General features: G+C 67.8%; 12 protein-coding genes. 4 read left to right on the forward strand and 8 right to left on the reverse strand.

The genetic code is table 11. From position 1 onward, the window contains the following. The coding region (locus LY622_RS08045) for an FAD-binding protein (protein WP_234290421.1) at nt 1–363 on the forward strand (363 nt) is incomplete at its 5' end. Between the two features lie 219 nt (nt 364–582). After that, nucleotides 583–1,194 carry a superoxide dismutase gene (locus tag LY622_RS08050; RefSeq protein ID WP_234290422.1) on the forward strand — a complete coding sequence of 204 codons (612 nt, stop codon included), beginning with the start codon at nt 583–585 and terminating at the stop codon, nt 1,192–1,194. Nucleotides 1,195–1,332: 138 nt separating this feature from the next. On the opposite strand, the gene LY622_RS08055 is transcribed toward LY622_RS08050, so the two are convergent. Further along, a complete protein-coding gene (locus LY622_RS08055; protein WP_234290423.1) occupies nt 1,333–2,100 on the reverse strand; it encodes an ABC transporter ATP-binding protein in 768 nt (255 codons plus the stop codon). 18 nt (nt 2,101–2,118) lie between these two features. After that, nucleotides 2,119–2,397, reverse strand: coding sequence for a hypothetical protein (locus LY622_RS08060; protein ID WP_234290424.1), 279 nt, complete (start codon nt 2,395–2,397; stop codon nt 2,119–2,121). A gap of 323 nt (nt 2,398–2,720) precedes the next feature. Between LY622_RS08060 and fhuB the strand changes: the two genes are divergently transcribed. Next, entirely contained in the window at nt 2,721–4,706 is a 1,986-nt protein-coding gene (gene fhuB, locus LY622_RS08065) for a Fe(3+)-hydroxamate ABC transporter permease FhuB (protein WP_234290425.1), read from the forward strand. 44 nt (nt 4,707–4,750) lie between these two features. Next, nucleotides 4,751–5,542 (forward strand): siderophore-iron reductase FhuF, encoded by a 792-nt coding sequence (gene fhuF / locus LY622_RS08070; RefSeq protein WP_234290426.1) that lies wholly within the window; start codon nt 4,751–4,753, stop codon nt 5,540–5,542. A gap of 98 nt (nt 5,543–5,640) precedes the next feature. Here the strand turns inward: fhuF and LY622_RS08075 are convergent, their stop codons facing one another. The 6 genes from LY622_RS08075 to LY622_RS08100 form a co-directional block, all read right to left on the reverse strand. Beyond that, nucleotides 5,641–6,948: a lysine N(6)-hydroxylase/L-ornithine N(5)-oxygenase family protein gene (locus tag LY622_RS08075; RefSeq protein WP_234290427.1), complete on the reverse strand. Its 1,308-nt coding sequence runs from the start codon at nt 6,946–6,948 to the stop codon at nt 5,641–5,643. Further along, nucleotides 6,941–8,752 (reverse strand): IucA/IucC family protein, encoded by a 1,812-nt coding sequence (locus tag LY622_RS08080; protein WP_234290428.1) that lies wholly within the window; start codon nt 8,750–8,752, stop codon nt 6,941–6,943. Before LY622_RS08080 ends, LY622_RS08075 begins: the two co-directional genes overlap by 8 nt. Further along, complete coding sequence (locus LY622_RS08085) at nt 8,752–9,657, reverse strand: GNAT family N-acetyltransferase (protein ID WP_234290429.1); 906 nt, start codon at nt 9,655–9,657, stop codon at nt 8,752–8,754. The genes LY622_RS08080 and LY622_RS08085 overlap by 1 nt, the downstream gene beginning before the upstream one ends. Continuing rightward, nucleotides 9,654–11,405: an IucA/IucC family protein gene (locus tag LY622_RS08090; protein WP_234290430.1), complete on the reverse strand. Its 1,752-nt coding sequence runs from the start codon at nt 11,403–11,405 to the stop codon at nt 9,654–9,656. The genes LY622_RS08085 and LY622_RS08090 overlap by 4 nt, the downstream gene beginning before the upstream one ends. A 97-nt stretch (nt 11,406–11,502) precedes the next feature. Continuing rightward, a complete protein-coding gene (locus tag LY622_RS08095) occupies nt 11,503–12,696 on the reverse strand; it encodes an MFS transporter (protein ID WP_234290431.1) in 1,194 nt (397 codons plus the stop codon). Between the two features lie 167 nt (nt 12,697–12,863). Then, a complete protein-coding gene (locus LY622_RS08100) occupies nt 12,864–14,960 on the reverse strand; it encodes a TonB-dependent receptor (RefSeq protein ID WP_234290432.1) in 2,097 nt (698 codons plus the stop codon). Between the last annotated feature and the right edge of the window lie 102 nt (nt 14,961–15,062).

Consider the following 15,062-nt stretch of genomic DNA (forward strand, 5'->3'; position numbering starts at 1 on the left):
GAGCTGGCCGCGGCCAAGGTGGTCATCTCCGGCGGCCGCGGCATGGGCAGCGGCGAGAACTTCAAGCTGCTCGACGGCATTGCCGACAAGCTGGGGGCCGCCATTGGTGCTTCCCGCGCCGCGGTGGATGCCGGCTTCGTGCCCAACGACATGCAGGTGGGCCAGACAGGCAAGATCGTCGCACCCGAGCTCTACATCGCCGTGGGTATCTCGGGAGCCATCCAGCACCTGGCCGGCATGAAGGACTCCAAGGTGATCGTCGCCATCAACAAGGACGAGGAGGCGCCGATCTTCCAGGTCGCGGATTATGGATTAGTCGGTGACCTGTTCGAGATCCTGCCGGAGCTCGAGAGCAAGCTGTAAAGAACGGGCAGTTGCATACCGGAAGAAGCCGACCCTCAAGCGAGGGTCGGCTTCTTTCGTTGTCAGGCCTTGCTGGTCATGGCGATACGATTTTATGAAGCTTGGCTATACAAGACAGTAACAATAGCTATTAGCATTAAGTGTCAGGCTTTGCCATGCTGTACCGATGAGTCGAGGGCTTCGGCCCCTATTTCGTTTGCTTCATGGAGGAGCTGACCTATGCCGCACACACTACCCGAACTTCCCTACGCCTATGATGCGCTGGAACCCTATATCGATGCGATGACCATGGAGATACACCACTCGCGTCACCACAAGACCTACGTGGACAAGCTCAATGCCGCTCTGGAAGGTACCGGCCTGGAAGATATGCCGGTGGACGAGCTGTTGGCCAATATCGACCGGGTACCCGAGCAGAAGCGGCAGGAGGTCATCAATAATGGTGGTGGCCACTCCAACCACTCCAAGTTCTGGCAGATGATGGCGCCCAGCGGCGGTGGCCAGCCCCAGGGCAAGGTGGCCCAGGCCATCGACAGCGAACTTGGCGGTTTCGATGCCTTCAAGGAGGCCTTCACCAAGGCGGCCCTTGGGCGCTTCGGCAGCGGCTGGGCCTGGCTCAGCGTGACCCCGGAGAAGAAGCTGGTGGTCGAGAACACCCTGAACCAGGATAGCCCGCTGATGCACGGCAACACGCCGGTGCTGGGCCTGGACGTGTGGGAGCACGCCTACTACCTGAAGTACCAGAACAAGCGCCCGGATTATGTCGAGGCATTCTTCAACGTGGTCAACTGGGAGGACGTGGAGCGCCGCTACCAGCAAGCCACCTCCTGACCAGCGCGCAAACGCGCTTACCGACAATCGCCGCAGCCTTTGGCTGCGGCGATTGCGTTAGGCCTGCGCGACAGCGATAGGAACATGGCCGCCCTGCGAGGCAAGCTGGCCAACTGGAGCATCGTAAGAGCGCTTCGATCAGTGGGCGACAGCGATACGGTGTTCACCGCTGGGGTGGGGCATGACCCGCATGGGCAGGCCGTAGATAGCCTCCAGCGTGGCATCGGTCATCATCGCCTCGGGGGAGCCGTGGGCCAGCACCCGGCCGCTGTGCAGGGCGAGCAGCTCGTCGCAGTAGCGCGAGGCCATGTTGATGTCGTGCAGCACGATGATCACGCATAGCTTCAGCTCGTCGCACAGCTTGCGGATCAGGGCCAACACCTCCATCTGATGGGCGATATCCAGCGCGGCCAGCGGTTCGTCGAGCAGCAGGAAGCGACTCTCCTGGGCCAGCAGCATGGCCAGCCACACGCGCTGGCGTTCGCCACCGGAAAGGGTATCCACCAGGCGGTCGGCGAAGGCTTCCGTGTGGCTGAGCTCGATGGCCCGCCCGATAGCGGCCTTGTCCCCGGAGGTATGGCGCCCCAGCAGGCCGTGCCAGGGGTAGCGGCCAAAGCCGATCAGTTCGCGACCGGTCAGATTCTCGGCGCTGGGCAGATGCTGGGGCAGATAGGCGACGCGACGGGCGAACTCTCTTTTACCCCAATCATGCAGAGGGCGCTTTTCGAGCAGGACCTCGCCCCGAGTGATGGGTTGCTGCTGGGCCAGCAGCTTGATCAATGTCGACTTTCCCGAGCCGTTGTGGCCGATCAAACCGTAGACCTTGCCTTCCTCGAAGCAATGTTCGAGGGGCTTCAGCAGGGGTTTCCCGTTGATTTCGAAGGTGGCGCCCTTGACTTCGAGCATGATGAATCCTTGGTGATGCTACCAACCGAGCCAATGACGCAGCCGCTGGCCGGGCGAAGCAGGCTGGGTGGCCGTCATCCGGCGGATATCGCCCGATAGCAGCAGCGAGGCCTCCTGCAGCGGCGCCATGATGGCCTTGAGATGGTGCTGGCAAAGCTGGCGGTTGAGGGCGGCAGGGCACTGTGCCATGAGCAGGCCGCAATGGTAGATGGCAGTATCCAGTGACTCACGGACGTCCTTGAAGGGCGAGGCCTCCCACCGGCAACGCTGCAGCTCGTCGTACAGCATCCTCAGCATCTGGGCATCCAGCCAGCAGGGCGTATCGTCCCCCTTGGGTTTGCTTGCCACTGCATTGTGGACGGCCTGAAAAGAAACATGCAGGAATACGCATGTGTAATAGAGCTGAGAGCGTTCCGTCGTCATGGGACACCATGTAAAATCTCAATGAGACTGATTTGCATTTTGTCCAAAAGAGGGCGCGCCGTCAAATGCGGAGCGAATCTTAATTCTACTGATAATCGTTTTCAGTTACCCTCTGTCCGTGACGATGGATAAACATGGTGGAGCATGGTCGACGACGTGAACCAGGAAGTGGACGCACAGCGAGAGGGGCCTGGCAGATGACGGTGGACACGCGCCGCGTTCTCTCGCCAGCCCGTTCCTGTCTGCTGCTGAGTCTGCCTCTGCTGATACTGTTCTGGCTAGGATTAGAGGGGCAGGGGGGCTTTGAACTGGGCTTGAAGGCGCTGGTAGCGCCGTCCTTCAAGGAAGTCGGCGAGCTGCTGCTGTATTACGCCTGGTGGCCCAGGTTGACGATCGCGCTGCTGGCCGGAGGGGGGCTGGCCCTGGCCGGGGTGCTGATGCAGCAGGTGCTGCGCAATCCGCTGGCGTCGCCCACCACCCTGGGCGTGGCGTCGGGAGCCAATCTCGCACTGATGGCGACGACGTTGCTGGCGCCCGGGCTGTTGGTCGTGGGTCGCGAGTGGGTGGCGCTGGCCGGTGGCGGGCTGGCGGTGGGGCTGGTGTTCATGCTGGCCTGGCGGCGGGGCTTGGCGCCCATCGTGGTGGTGCTTGCTGGGCTGGTGGTCAATCTCTATCTGGGGGCGCTGGCCACGGCGCTGCTGCTGTTCAATCACGAGGCGCTGTCGGGGCTGCTGATCTGGGGAGCCGGATCGCTGGCCCAGAATGGCTGGGATGGTGTGGCGATCCTCTGGCCGCGGTTGGCCATTGCAGGCGTGGCGGCCTGGTTCCTGCTGCGCCCCCTGGCGGTGCTGGAACTGGACGACGCCAGCGCCAAGAGCCTGGGCGTATCGCTCACCTATCTTCGCTTCGCCGGTATGGGGCTGGCGGTCTTCATCACCGGCAGCATCGTCAGTGTGGTGGGGATCATCGGCTTCATCGGCCTGGCGGCGCCCAATATCGTGCGCATTGCCGGGGCGCGGGGTCTCGGCGAACGCCTGCTGTGGGGCACGCTGCTGGGGGCGGTGCTGCTGGCCACTACCGACTTGCTGCTGCAGAACGTCACGGGCGTATTGCCAACGCTGATCCCCACCGGTGCGGTGACCGGCGCCCTGGGCGCGCCGCTGCTGATGTGGTTGATCCCGCGCCTTAAGCTGCAGGGCGATCGGGCGCCACAGCCGGCTGCCGTGCTGGCCAACCGTCATCCCGCCCCTGGGCGCCTGGCCACTCGCCTGGCCATCGGGCTGCTGTTGGCGGCGGGGCTGGGGCTGCTGCTGGGGCAGGGGGTGAATGGCTGGTACTGGCTGTCGCTGGACAGCTGGGACGTCATGCAGTGGCGGATGCCCAGGGTGTTTGCGGCGGCCGCCAGCGGCTTGATGCTGGCAGTGGCCGGTACGCTGCTGCAGCGCCTCTCCGGCAATCCCATGGCCAGCCCCGAGGTGCTGGGCATCAGCGGTGGCTGCGCCATCGCCTTGATCCTGGGGCTCTTCCTGCTTCCGGCGCCCACCAGTGGGATGCTGGTGGGCATCGGTACCCTGGGCGCCTTCGCCACCCTGCTGATCCTGGTGGCACTCAATCGTCGCAGCGGCTTGGTGCCCGAGCGTTTGCTGCTCACCGGGGTGGCGGTAACGGCGCTGTTCGATGCGGTGCGCAGCGTGATGTTGGCAGGGGGCGATCCGCGCGGGCAGCAGGTGATCGCCTGGCTGGCGGGTTCCACCTACTACGTCGACCTCACCAGCGCCCTGGTGGTGGGGACGCTGGCGGCGCTGCTGGCGCTGTGCACCCTGCCGCTCACCCGCTGGCTGGACATCCTGCCGCTGGGCGCCCCCACCGCGAGTTCCTTGGGTATCGCCTTGAACCGTGCCCGCCTGTTGCTGCTGCTATTGGTGGCCCTGCTGACCGCCTGCGCCACCCTGGTGGTGGGGCCGCTCTCCTTCATCGGGCTGCTGGCACCGCACATGGCCAGGCTGCTGGGTTTGTCGCGGGCCCGCCAGCATCTGCTGGGGGCGGCACTGGTGGGCATGCTGCTGATGGTGCTGGCCGACTGGGTGGGTCGCCAGGTGATCTTTCCCTACGAAATACCCGCGGGCCTGGTCGCCTCGCTGATCGGCGGTGCCTACTTCATGTGGGGGCTGCGGCGCTTGTAAGGAATGCGTGGCGGGCGATCCGTCACCCAGACAGGAGGTCGCGTATGACGGCAATGATGGAATACCCCGCTCGCCTGGGCGATCCGGCCGAGGCGCTGCTGGCGCTCTATCGTCAGCCGCCCCTGGACAGCCTGAGGCCGCCGGGCTTCGGGACCCACGAGGTAGAGACGCTGACTGCCGCCGCGCTCCTCGACCAAGAGACGCTGCATGGGTTGCTGCAGCGCTTTACGGCGACCTTCGGCGAGGGGGCCGATCAGAAGGCGGCGACGTCGATCTGGTCGAAGTATCTCTTCAGCCTGGTCTCGATCCCCACACTGGTGGCCAACCTGTTGCTGGGGCGGGCGTTACCGGTGCGGCCCGAGGCGCTGCGCGTCGAGCTGGGCGAGCGGGGAGAGGTGATGCGGCTGTGGCTGCGCGATGGCGGGCAGCCCCTGGCGTCACTGGCCTCCGATGAACGATTCACAACGCTGTTCGATGACCTCTGCGCACCGGTGATTGGGGTCTTGGCTGCTGAGTCGGGACTTTCGCCCAAGGTGTTCTGGAGCAATCTCGGTCATTACGTGGAATATATCGCCAAGACCTGCTCGCGGCATCCGCGCTTTCCCGGTGCCGGGGAGCCGCTGCTGCGCTTTCTCGACACGCGCATCCTGCCGGATGGACGGCGTAATCCGCTTTATCAGCCGGTGCGCTATCTCGATCTGGGCGGCGAGGCGCCCAAGAGGGTGCGGCGTCTGTGCTGCGTCAAGTATCGCCTGCCCGATGAGGCGCTGTGTGGCGGCTGCCCGCTGAAGCCGGAGAACCGCCCGGCCAACCGCCGCCGTGAAGGCTGTCGGTAACGCGGGCGTTTTCCGGACCTTAGCGATATTGTGGCCCGCCTGTCCATGGACGGGCGGGCCGCGACACTGGGCAACGAGACCATGCAGTCAAGTCAAGGTCAGACTGCCTGGACCCAGCGCAGCTCGGCTGTGGGCTGCCAGTCGATGGGGCCATCGTCTTCGTGCAGGTCGAAGGCCTGGTGGCCGGCGACATGATTGAGGATGGTCGCCGAGCGCCAGGCCATCAGCGACAGCTGCGGCTCGGCGATGCCGTGGCTGTGGCGGCCGGCGTTGACCGCATAGATTCGGTGTGCCGAGGGCCCGTCCCAGCTCGCTTCGAAGTGGGGGCCCAGCACCAGCTCGCCATGAGTATTGCGTTCCAGGCGCGGGGTCAGGTCGCCGAGGCAGTCAGGAAGGTGCGAACAGAAGCCGGTGGCGAAGACCACGACGTCGGCGTTGAAGCGTTCCCGGCCGCCGGTGAGCCCATGTTCGGTGGTCAGGGTGAAGCCGAGGCCGTTGCGGTCCAGGGCGGTGGCCTCGCGGTGTGGAAAGAGCCGTGCCCAGCGGGGCTCGCCGAGCACGTCGAACCGGTGGTAGAGCTCGCGGTAGAGCGACTGCAGGGCGGCGGGAGTGATGCCGTCGCTGGCCAGCTTCTGGGCCGCCACTTCACGCTCGCGGACCTCACGGGGCAGGCCGTGGAAGCGGCGGGTGTAGTCGGGCGTGAAGTACTCGTTGGTGAAGGTGGTCTCGTCGAGGGGTTCGAAGTTGCGCCGCCGCGAGACCCAGTGCAGCTCCCGCGGCTGGCCCCAGTGCCCGCGCAGGGCATTGAGGAAGATGTCGGCGCCGCTCTGGCCGCCGCCGATCACCACCACCCGTCGCCCGCCGAAGTCACGCCGTGTCCTGGCGATCTCGGCGGCATGCAGGCAGTGGGGGCCACGCAGCGCCTCGGCGAAGTCCGGCAGCCAGGGGCGCTTGCCGGTGCCCAGGCTGAGGTGGCGGGCGCGGTAGTCGCCGGCGTCGGTGCGCAGCCGGAAGCCGCGGCCGTCGAGCTGGACCTCCCGCACCGCCTCGCCGAGGGCGACGTTGTCCAGGCGCCGGGCGGCCCAGCCGAGGTAGTCGGAGAACTCGGCGCGACTGACGGTGCCCAGCTCGGCGTTGAGGAAGCGGTAGAAGCGGCGGTGCTCGACCAGGTAGCTGAGGAAGGAGTGGCGACTGTCCGGGGCCACGGCGGTAACCAGGTCCTTGAGGAAACCGGTCTGCAGGTGGGTGTCGGGGAGCATCAGCCCCGGGTGCCAGACCGGGTCGTGGCGGCGCTCGAAGAAGCGCGTGGCGAGCCGTGGCAGGTGCGAGTCGGCCAGCGCGGCGATGCTCAGGTTGAAGGGCCCGGCGCCCAGGCCGGCCAGGTCGAGAACGTCGGGGTCAGACATCGGACACCTCCTGTGTCGTGGTGGTGCCGGCCACATCGGCCGGCTGACGGACGAAGTGCAGCGGGTTGTCGACGCGCAGCTCCATCTCCGCGAGCATGCGCTCGGCAGCGGCATCGGTGGCGTGCAGGAACTTGGCGCGGTTGAGGGTCAGGCGCAGGATGCGCGGGGCGAACAGCTCGAAGCGGTCGAAGCGCCCGGCCAGCTCGGGATGCCGAGCACGGTAGGCCGCGAGCACGTCGCCACAGAGGCGATAGAAAGGCGCCTCGGAGATCCCGCAGGCCTCGGCCAGGGGGGCGATGAAGCGCAGGGTGGTGACGAAGTGGCCGGTCTGCAGGTCATGAATCAGCTTCTCCGGCGGTAGGCGCACCGTGACGTCCTTGATCTCGGCGGGCAGGTCGTGGGCCTCCGGGAAGTCCTCGTCGACCAGCCTCAGGTCGCCCTGGAAGTCCTTGAGGGCCAGGCGATGGGGCCAGCCGTCGCGCAGGATCAGGGTCAGATTCTGGCCGTGGGCGATCAGTGACACGCCGTAGCGGCACATCAGGTGCCAGAGAGGCACCAGGGTGACCTCGAACATCCGGGTGAGCCAGGCCTGCGCCCTGTGGGTGTCATGGGCGCCGGCGGCCGCGAGGTAGGCGGCGAGCCAGGGCCGCCCATCCTCGTCGACCTGCATCAGCTCGGCCATCAGCAATGCCTGCTCGTTGGCCGCCAGGCGCGGTGCCAGGGCCTCGCGCCAGATCACCCCGAACAGCTCGCGGTACCGATAGGGCGACTGCGGCAGGCGGCCATACTGGGCATGGGGCAGTACGGCCCCCGCAGGTTCGGCGAGGACCTCCAGGTGCACGCGGGCGAACTCCTCGTCGTCGCCTGCCCGGGCCTTCAGCCAGGCCGAGGCGGCGGGGCCGGCGAGCAGGAAGCGCCCGGGAATGCCGCGGTAGCAGGAGGTGTTCATGATGGTCAACGGCAGCTTGATGTCGTAGGCCGACGGCCGGCTGACGTTGGTCAGGGTGCGCAGCGACTGCTGCGGCACGTAGGCATCGCCGAACTCGCCGAGATGGACCAGGCGACGATGGGCGATGTCGGCGACGTGCAGGGGGCCGAGCCACTGCTGCCACTGCCAGGGGTGGACCGGCAGCAGCCGATAGGCGCCGGGGTCCACCACCCGCTCGGCCAGTGCCCGGTGCAGGCGGGCCTTCTCGTCCTCGTCCAGCGCCGAGTCGAGCAGGGGAGCGGCGTCGACGGGGCCGCCGCCGCATGCCAGGGCATCGGCGGCGATGGCCACCCAGCCGAGGCGGAAGGCGTTGCCGTGTTCCGGGGCGAAGCGCGCCAGGGCCTCCAGCCCCCAGCCGCGGCGGCCCTTGTTGAACAGGAACTTGGGATGGCCGTCGAGCAGGCGCTGGCGTTGCGGTTCGGGCAGCCGGATGGCCGCATCGGCGCCCAGTCCGCGGCGGGCCTCGCGCAGCCGGCAGTCGGCGCGCAGGGTGGCGAACAGGTCTTCCAGGTGTTCGGCGACCTGGGTGTCGTTCATGCCGAGCGCCGGCGCCAGGGCGAGGAGGAAATCGGCGACCTCGAGGGAGGCGCCGGCGGGGGGCAGCAGGCTCGCGGGGTCGACCCGGGGTTGCCGCCAGAGGTTGACGCTGGCCCGGAAGCGCCAGGCCCCGGCCTCGCCCAGGTCGAGCCGATGGCCGTCGCCGTCGCGCGTCAGGGCGATGACCTGTTCATAGGCCAGCTCGCCGATCATCTTGGCGATCAGGTCGCGATTGGCCGCCTCCCAGTAGGGCGCCAGGCAGGTGTCGAGCGGTTCCATCACAGCACCTCCCGGAAGAAGCGCTCGCGCTGCCCCATCACCAGGCTGGCGCGCTTGTGGGGGAAGTCGAAGTCGCGCAGCCGCGACAGGCCCAGCCGCTCGAGGTGACGGAACAGGCGGCGGTTGTCGTGGCGCGGCTCCAGCACCAGGCGACGGGTGCGCGGCTCGGCGAGGTAGGCATAGTGGGACAGCGCGCCCAGCCAGGCATCGACGAAATGCGCCCCGCGGACGTCCTCTTCGCCCACCAGCAGGTGCAGACCGCGGTCGAAGGAGGCCCAGGGGTAGTAGGGGGCGAGGCGGTCCTCGGCGGCCCAGTAGAGCTCGAAGTAGCCGAAGGGGCGGCCGTCGAACTCGCCGATCAGCGGCAGGGTGTGCGGATCGGCGAGGCGCTGCGCGACGAAGTCGGCGAGCTCGTCCGCGGGCCAGGCCTGTTCCCAGAACTCGGCGACCCGCGGCAGGTGCATCCAGTGCACGAAGCGCTCGAGGTCGCGTTCGGGCTCGATCAGGCGCAGCGAGAAGGTGCGCCCGAGGCGTGGATCGGCGCGCCGATAGACGAGGCCGCTCGGCTCGGCGGGACGCCTGGGGTGCCCGCTCGAGACCTCGAAGGGGGTCTGCTCCGGTCGGGCGGGCGGATGCCGCAGCCAGTGCCAGGGTTGCTGGTAGAAGTCGCCGCGCAGGATGCGGCCGCCGCCGAGCGCCTCGATCAGCCGAGGCCAGTCGGCATGATCCTGCCAGTCGGCCGGCTCCAGGACCAGCAGTGCCAGGCCGGGATGGTGGGCGAAGACGGCATCGATGCGCTCGATCAGCGAGCCCGTCGTCTCGTCGCGGTCCAGGCGGGCCGCTTCGTCCTGCAGCGGGGCGAGGGCGATATCGGCACGCGGCCGGGCGTCCAGGGTGATGCTCATGCCGGGACTCCTTGGTGGCGGTTGGTGGTGGCGGCAGCGGCCGCCAGGGGGTTGTCCAGCGGCAGGTAGAGGCGCGCCGGCTCGGCGAGGGTGGCCTCGTTGATGCCGCTCAGGTAGCAGAAGAAGTTGCCTTTGGCCTCCAGCCGGGTGGCAAGCAGGGCGTGGTCCAGGCAGTCGAGGTCGCCGTCGAGTCGTTCGCGCAATCCCTCGAGGTGGGCGCGCAGGTCGAACAGCAGGGTGGCTTCGTCGATCAGCCCGTCGGCCGCCAGGGCGCTGGTGACGGCGAAGGTGGAGTTGATCAGCAGGTAGTAGAGGAAATAGCGACGCTGGGTGGCCCGCGGCCAGTGGTTCTCCGGCGGACGCTCGAGGTGCGGATGCCGTTCGAGGAAGCGGTCACCCACGCCGCTGCCCTGGCAGTCGCGGTAGAACATGCCCACCGGCCAGCCATCGTCGAGCCGCAGCACGATGTTCTGCTGATGGGCCAGCAGCACGATGCCGTCCTCCACGGCCAGGCCGAAAAGGGGCGTCAGCACGCGCTCGCAGAAGGCGGCGAACCAGACACGCGCCACCCGGGGCAGCGGCTCGCCCAGGCCCTGGGCCCTGGCGCGTAGGCGCGACGCGAGCAGGGTCTGGTGGCCGGGGCCGAGAGGCTGCTGCGTCAGGGTGGCCAGTACCACCGCCTCGGCATCTTCCGCTCCTAGCAGCAGGTTCTCGCGCAGCACCACCAGGCTGGCGGGATCGATGTCGCCGGCGGCATCGCGCCAGCCCAGCCAGGCCGGCTCCTGCATCACGGCGAAGCCGGGAAAACGCCGGGTGACGTCGAGTTCCCGCATCCAGCGGTCCAGGTGCAGGCCGCGCCGGACCTCCTTGACGCTGAGCAGGCGCAGCGAGTTGGTCAGGCGTGCCGACAGCGAGCCCTTGACCATCCAGGGGGCCCGGGGCGCGTAGAGCGAGCGGTGCGATGAGGTCGGCCACCACTCCGCGGCGCTGCTGCCCAGCCACTGCAGCCCGCCGCGCCGCTCCTGGGCCTGGACCCAGGGCCGGCGGCGCAGCTGCCGTGCCTGCCAAGGGTGCATGGGCAGGGCGGTGAAGCCGGCCGGCAGGCGTGCAGCGAGGTTCGCGGGCAGCAGGTCCAGGGCGAGGCCGGTGGCGCTGGTGCCGCGACTGGAGTCGCCGGCCGCGAGCTCCGGGGCCACCGCCCACCAGGCGAGTCCGAAGCGGGCGCGGTGCTCGGGGCAGTAGGCGCGGGCCTCGGCTTCGCTGAACGGGGCGCGGGACTTGGGGGCCGGGTGGAAGGCGTGGCCGGCCAGCAGGCCCTGCTCCGCCTCGGCGAAGGTCAGCGGGCCGCATTGCAGGTGGGCGAGATCCTCCCGGTCGTCGAGACTGGCCTGGGTATTGGCCCGGCTCTCCAGCACCCGCTCGCGGAAGGCGTCACGGGTGGCGGCATCGAGTGTGCCCACCAGGGCCGGCGTCGCCAGGATGCGTTCCAGGGCGGTGGCGAAGTCGACCGCTCTGGGAGCGCCCTCCTTGTGCCACAGGATGGGCCACTGGAAGCGGCATTCACCGCTGGCGCTGCGGTGGCGCAGTCGCAGCTGCAGTTCGCCGTCGTCGACGGGCAGGCGCGCTATCTCTCCATGAGCCGTATTGTCGAGCCGCCAACCGCGGGTCTCGCGCAGCAGGGCATTGAAGAAGCAGCATGCGGCCGGGTCGACCTCGGGCAGGTGGGGAGCATCGGTAGCTATTGCCATGGCGGCAACCTCCTTGTTGAAAATAATAAAGCTAATGAGAATTCTTAACTTTTGTGAGTCGGTTGGGTTCCCTCCTGGCCCGGCATGCGGGCCTGATTCAGTCGTGGGTGGTGACGCTTGAGGTTGCCGGCGTGGCCTGGAAGCGGCCCCGGGTCATGGGGACGAGCAGCAACAGGATGCAAGCGGCGGCGAGGGACAGCGGCAGCAACCGGGAGGCGGCGACCAGGCTCACCGCCAGCGTCGCGGCGCCGTAGCCCAGGGTATGGGCCATGGCCAGCAGGCCGGCACTGGCGCCTGGGGCCTGGTGACGCGTGGCGGCGTCGGTATAGCCGGGCACGGCCAGGGCGGCGCCGACGCTGGCGATCACCACGCCCAGGCCGAACCCGGCCAGGCCGGCGGTCGTCGCCAGCAGGCCGTAGCCGGCCACCAGCCCCAGCGCCCCCAGGGCCAGCAGGGCGTAACCCGACAGCCGGTAGTGGCGCGTGATCCCCAGTTGCGTGGCCAGTGCGCCCAGGGCGCCGAGCGACAGCAGGATCCCCATCAGGTGGCCGGCCCGGGTGGCATCGATGGCGAGCCGGCCCTGGAGGGCCCCGGGCAGGGCCAGCTGCATCAGCGATACCGACATCGCCAGCAGCAGCGCGATGGCTAGGCAGGGCAGCAGGTCGAGGGCCCGTGGTGACCGTTGAACGGTCCGGCCGGCGGATGGCGGGACGCGGGGGGCCGGTACCCCCTGGAGCAGCAGCAGGGCCAGCGCGCCGCACAGCAGCATCACCACGAAGGGGGCATGGGCGGAGAGGCTAAGGCTGGCGGCAGCGACCAGTGGCCCCAGCAGCCGACCGCTGCTGAGGCCGGCGCTGATGGCGGCCAGCGCCTTGACCCGCTCCTCTCCGCCATGCAGGGCCAGCGACCACTGCTGGCAGGCCGGCACCATGCCCGAGACCGTCAGGCCATATAGCACCCGTGCCAGGGCCACCACGACCAGCAGGGCACCGTCGCTCAGCCAGCCACGAGCCGCTCCCCACAGGGCAAGGCCGATCAGGGCGAAGCTGATCACGTAGCCCAGCAGGGCCTGGATCACCACGCCTCGTGCGCCGTGGCGGTCGGCGACCCGCCCCCAGAAGGGGCTGCCCAGCAGGAACAGCATCGATCCCAGCAGGATCAAACCGGCCCACTGCGAGAGTGGCAGGCCGAAGCCTTCCACCAGCACCGGCAGTGCGACCAGCAGGCCGTTCTGGCCGAGGCCGAGCAGCGCCGCGCAGGCGCTGATTCGCCACAGGGGAGGAAGAGGCATGGCCGGCTCCTTGGTAAATACAAGTGAGAATTGTTAGTATTTAAGCAATTGCCGTCAAGGCGGGAAATGTTTCGGCTTGTGAAAGAGGGGGCGTGAGCGGTCACGAAAAACGCCCACCACGAGGGTGGGCGTGAGGCGAACGCGTGGCATCGCGATGAAGGCGGGGGTCAGTAGTCCATCGACCAGGTCAGGCTGTAGGTACGCCCGCGGCCCTGGTAGTCGTAGAGGTACTCCGGGCCGTAGTAGGGCGAATAGAACATCGCCGCGCGCTGGCCCCAGACGGTGGAGTAGCTCTCGTCGAGCAGGTTCTGCACGCCGAGGCTGAACCTGCCGACGTCGGTCTGCCGGCTGAGCGCCAGGTCCAGGGTGGTATTGCCGTCGATCTCGCGATCGGCGTCATCCTTTAGATCGAAGGTGTGGTTGGCCTGCAGGCGCGCCGAACGAACCCGATCCGACCAGCCGATGAAGGCGGTGGCCGAGGAGAGCGAGGAGTCGCGGGCGTCGCGCTTCTCCCACTTGCCCGCGTCGTTTTCCCGCTCGGAGCGCACCAGGTGCAGGGTGCCGCCGGCTTCGAAGCCACTGTCGAAGTAGCGGGTGAGTGCGCCCTCGAAGCCGTAGTCGCGCTTGCTGTCGTCGATCACGTCGACGCTGAGGTCTCCGCTGTTGACCTCCAGGGCCTTGTCGGACCAGGAGTAGTAGGCCGCCGCCTGGGCCACCCAGTCCCCGCCCCGGTAGCGCCAGCCGAGCTCGACCTGATCGGTCTCGATGGCGGAGAGCGGGTTCTCGTCGACGCTGATGCCCGGCCGACCGTAGTACTTGGCCGGGTCGGGGAGTTCGAACCCCTGGCTGTAGCGCAGCCAGTTCTGGTGGCCGTTGCCGTAGTCGTAGAGCACGCTGGCGTTGAGCAGGGTGGCGTCGTAGTCGTTCTCGCCGCCGGGAATGCCGTTGAAGTCGTCGACCTCGACGTCGGAGTGCTGGCGACGGACGCCGGCCGAGAGCTTGAGGGCGTCGGTCGCCTGCCAGTTCGCCTGGGCGAAGGCGGCGAGGCTGTCGACCCGGTAACCGGGATAGCGCGGCGCGATGCTGGCCTGCTCCTGTACCAGGCCGCCGGTCGCATCGGACACGGCCTTGTCGAAGGTCATCTGGCTGGCATCGAAGCGTTCTCGGTCGAGGTCCAGGCCGTAGGTGAGACCGACGCTATCGGTCAAGCGAGCGTCGAACAGCGCCTTGAGGCCGCTGAGGTCGGTATTCTGTTGGGAGGCGCGGAATTCGGAGCCTCCGCTGACGGGGTAGGGGAAGGCCTGGAAGCTGGCCTCCTCCTGACGATGGAAGGCCTGCAGGTAGAAGTTCTGGCCCAGCAGGTCGCCGTGATGGTACTGCAGGTTGAGCATCTTGCGGTCGGTGGCCGGATCGCGGTCGGAGCGATAGCCGTCGCGGATCTGGGCATCCTCCAGGCTGGGGCTGTCGGCGGCGAGGTGCGGGAAGTAGACGCCACGGTCGCCCTCGTAGCCCGACCGGTAGAGCTGGGCGCCCAGTTCCAGGGTCTGATTGTCGTCCAGGCTGAAGGTGAGGTTGCCGAGCACGTCGATGCTGCGGTTGTCCTGCAGGTCGGTCTGGGCGATATCGGGGAAGATCTCGTCGCCGCGGCCGTCGAACTGGCGGCCGTTGTCCTGGAAGGCGGTGCCCAGGTAAGCCTGAACCCGCTCGTTGCCGCCGCTGACCGACTGCGCAATGCGCTTGTCGAGGTCGTCGCTGTCATTGAAGCCGGTAGTGATGCCGGCCTCGGTGCGCCAGTCCGGGCCGCCGGACCGGCCCTTGCGGGTGATGATGTTGATGATGCCGCCGGTGGCGCCGCCGCCATAGAGGCTGCTGGCCCCCGAGAGTACCTCGATGCGCTCGATGTTGAAGGGATCGATGGCGTCGAACTGGCGGGACAGGCCCCGGGAGCTGTTCATCGACACCCCGTCGATCAGCACCTGCACGCTGCGCCCACGCAGGTTCTGGCCATAGTTGGTGCGCCCCTGGGGGGCCATGTCGAGCCCGGGGACGAGCCTGCCCAGGGCGGTCTTGAGATCGGCGCCGGTTTCAATCTGCTGCTGCAGCTCCTCCTTCTCGAGTATCCATGCCGCACCGGGTATCTGGCTGATCTGGGTGGGGGTGCGTGACCCCACCACGACCATGGTTTCCTGCGGTTCCTGAGCGTGAAGGATCATGGTCGCCGAGCCGGCGGCCATGGCGAAACCGAGGGTCACTCGCTTCTTCATGGGGGTTCCCTTGCCTGGAAGATGTGAATGGTTCTTGCTGAAAGTGGGCAAGCATAGCATTGCTAAATATAATATCAATGATACTCATTCGTATTAATGGCA

Origin of the sequence: Halomonas alkalisoli (genome assembly GCF_021412585.1) — a bacterium.
GTDB classification, from domain to species: Bacteria; Pseudomonadota; Gammaproteobacteria; order Pseudomonadales; family Halomonadaceae; genus Halomonas; species Halomonas alkalisoli.

What these genes read in the sequence shown, in the direction of transcription:
- LY622_RS08060 (WP_234290424.1), bottom strand. Translation starts at nt 2,397, where the DNA reads ATGCTGAGGATGCTGTACGACGAGCTGCAGCGTTGCCGGTGGGAGGCC.
- fhuB (WP_234290425.1), top strand. Translation starts at nt 2,721, where the DNA reads ATGACGGTGGACACGCGCCGCGTTCTCTCGCCAGCCCGTTCCTGTCTG.
- LY622_RS08085 (WP_234290429.1), bottom strand. Translation starts at nt 9,657, where the DNA reads ATGAGCATCACCCTGGACGCCCGGCCGCGTGCCGATATCGCCCTCGCC.
- LY622_RS08075 (WP_234290427.1), bottom strand. Translation starts at nt 6,948, where the DNA reads ATGTCTGACCCCGACGTTCTCGACCTGGCCGGCCTGGGCGCCGGGCCC.
- LY622_RS08080 (WP_234290428.1), bottom strand. Translation starts at nt 8,752, where the DNA reads ATGGAACCGCTCGACACCTGCCTGGCGCCCTACTGGGAGGCGGCCAAT.
- LY622_RS08090 (WP_234290430.1), bottom strand. Translation starts at nt 11,405, where the DNA reads ATGGCAATAGCTACCGATGCTCCCCACCTGCCCGAGGTCGACCCGGCC.
- LY622_RS08100 (WP_234290432.1), bottom strand. Translation starts at nt 14,960, where the DNA reads ATGAAGAAGCGAGTGACCCTCGGTTTCGCCATGGCCGCCGGCTCGGCG.
- LY622_RS08055 (WP_234290423.1), bottom strand. Translation starts at nt 2,100, where the DNA reads ATGCTCGAAGTCAAGGGCGCCACCTTCGAAATCAACGGGAAACCCCTG.
- LY622_RS08095 (WP_234290431.1), bottom strand. Translation starts at nt 12,696, where the DNA reads ATGCCTCTTCCTCCCCTGTGGCGAATCAGCGCCTGCGCGGCGCTGCTC.
- LY622_RS08050 (WP_234290422.1), top strand. Translation starts at nt 583, where the DNA reads ATGCCGCACACACTACCCGAACTTCCCTACGCCTATGATGCGCTGGAA.
- fhuF (WP_234290426.1), top strand. Translation starts at nt 4,751, where the DNA reads ATGACGGCAATGATGGAATACCCCGCTCGCCTGGGCGATCCGGCCGAG.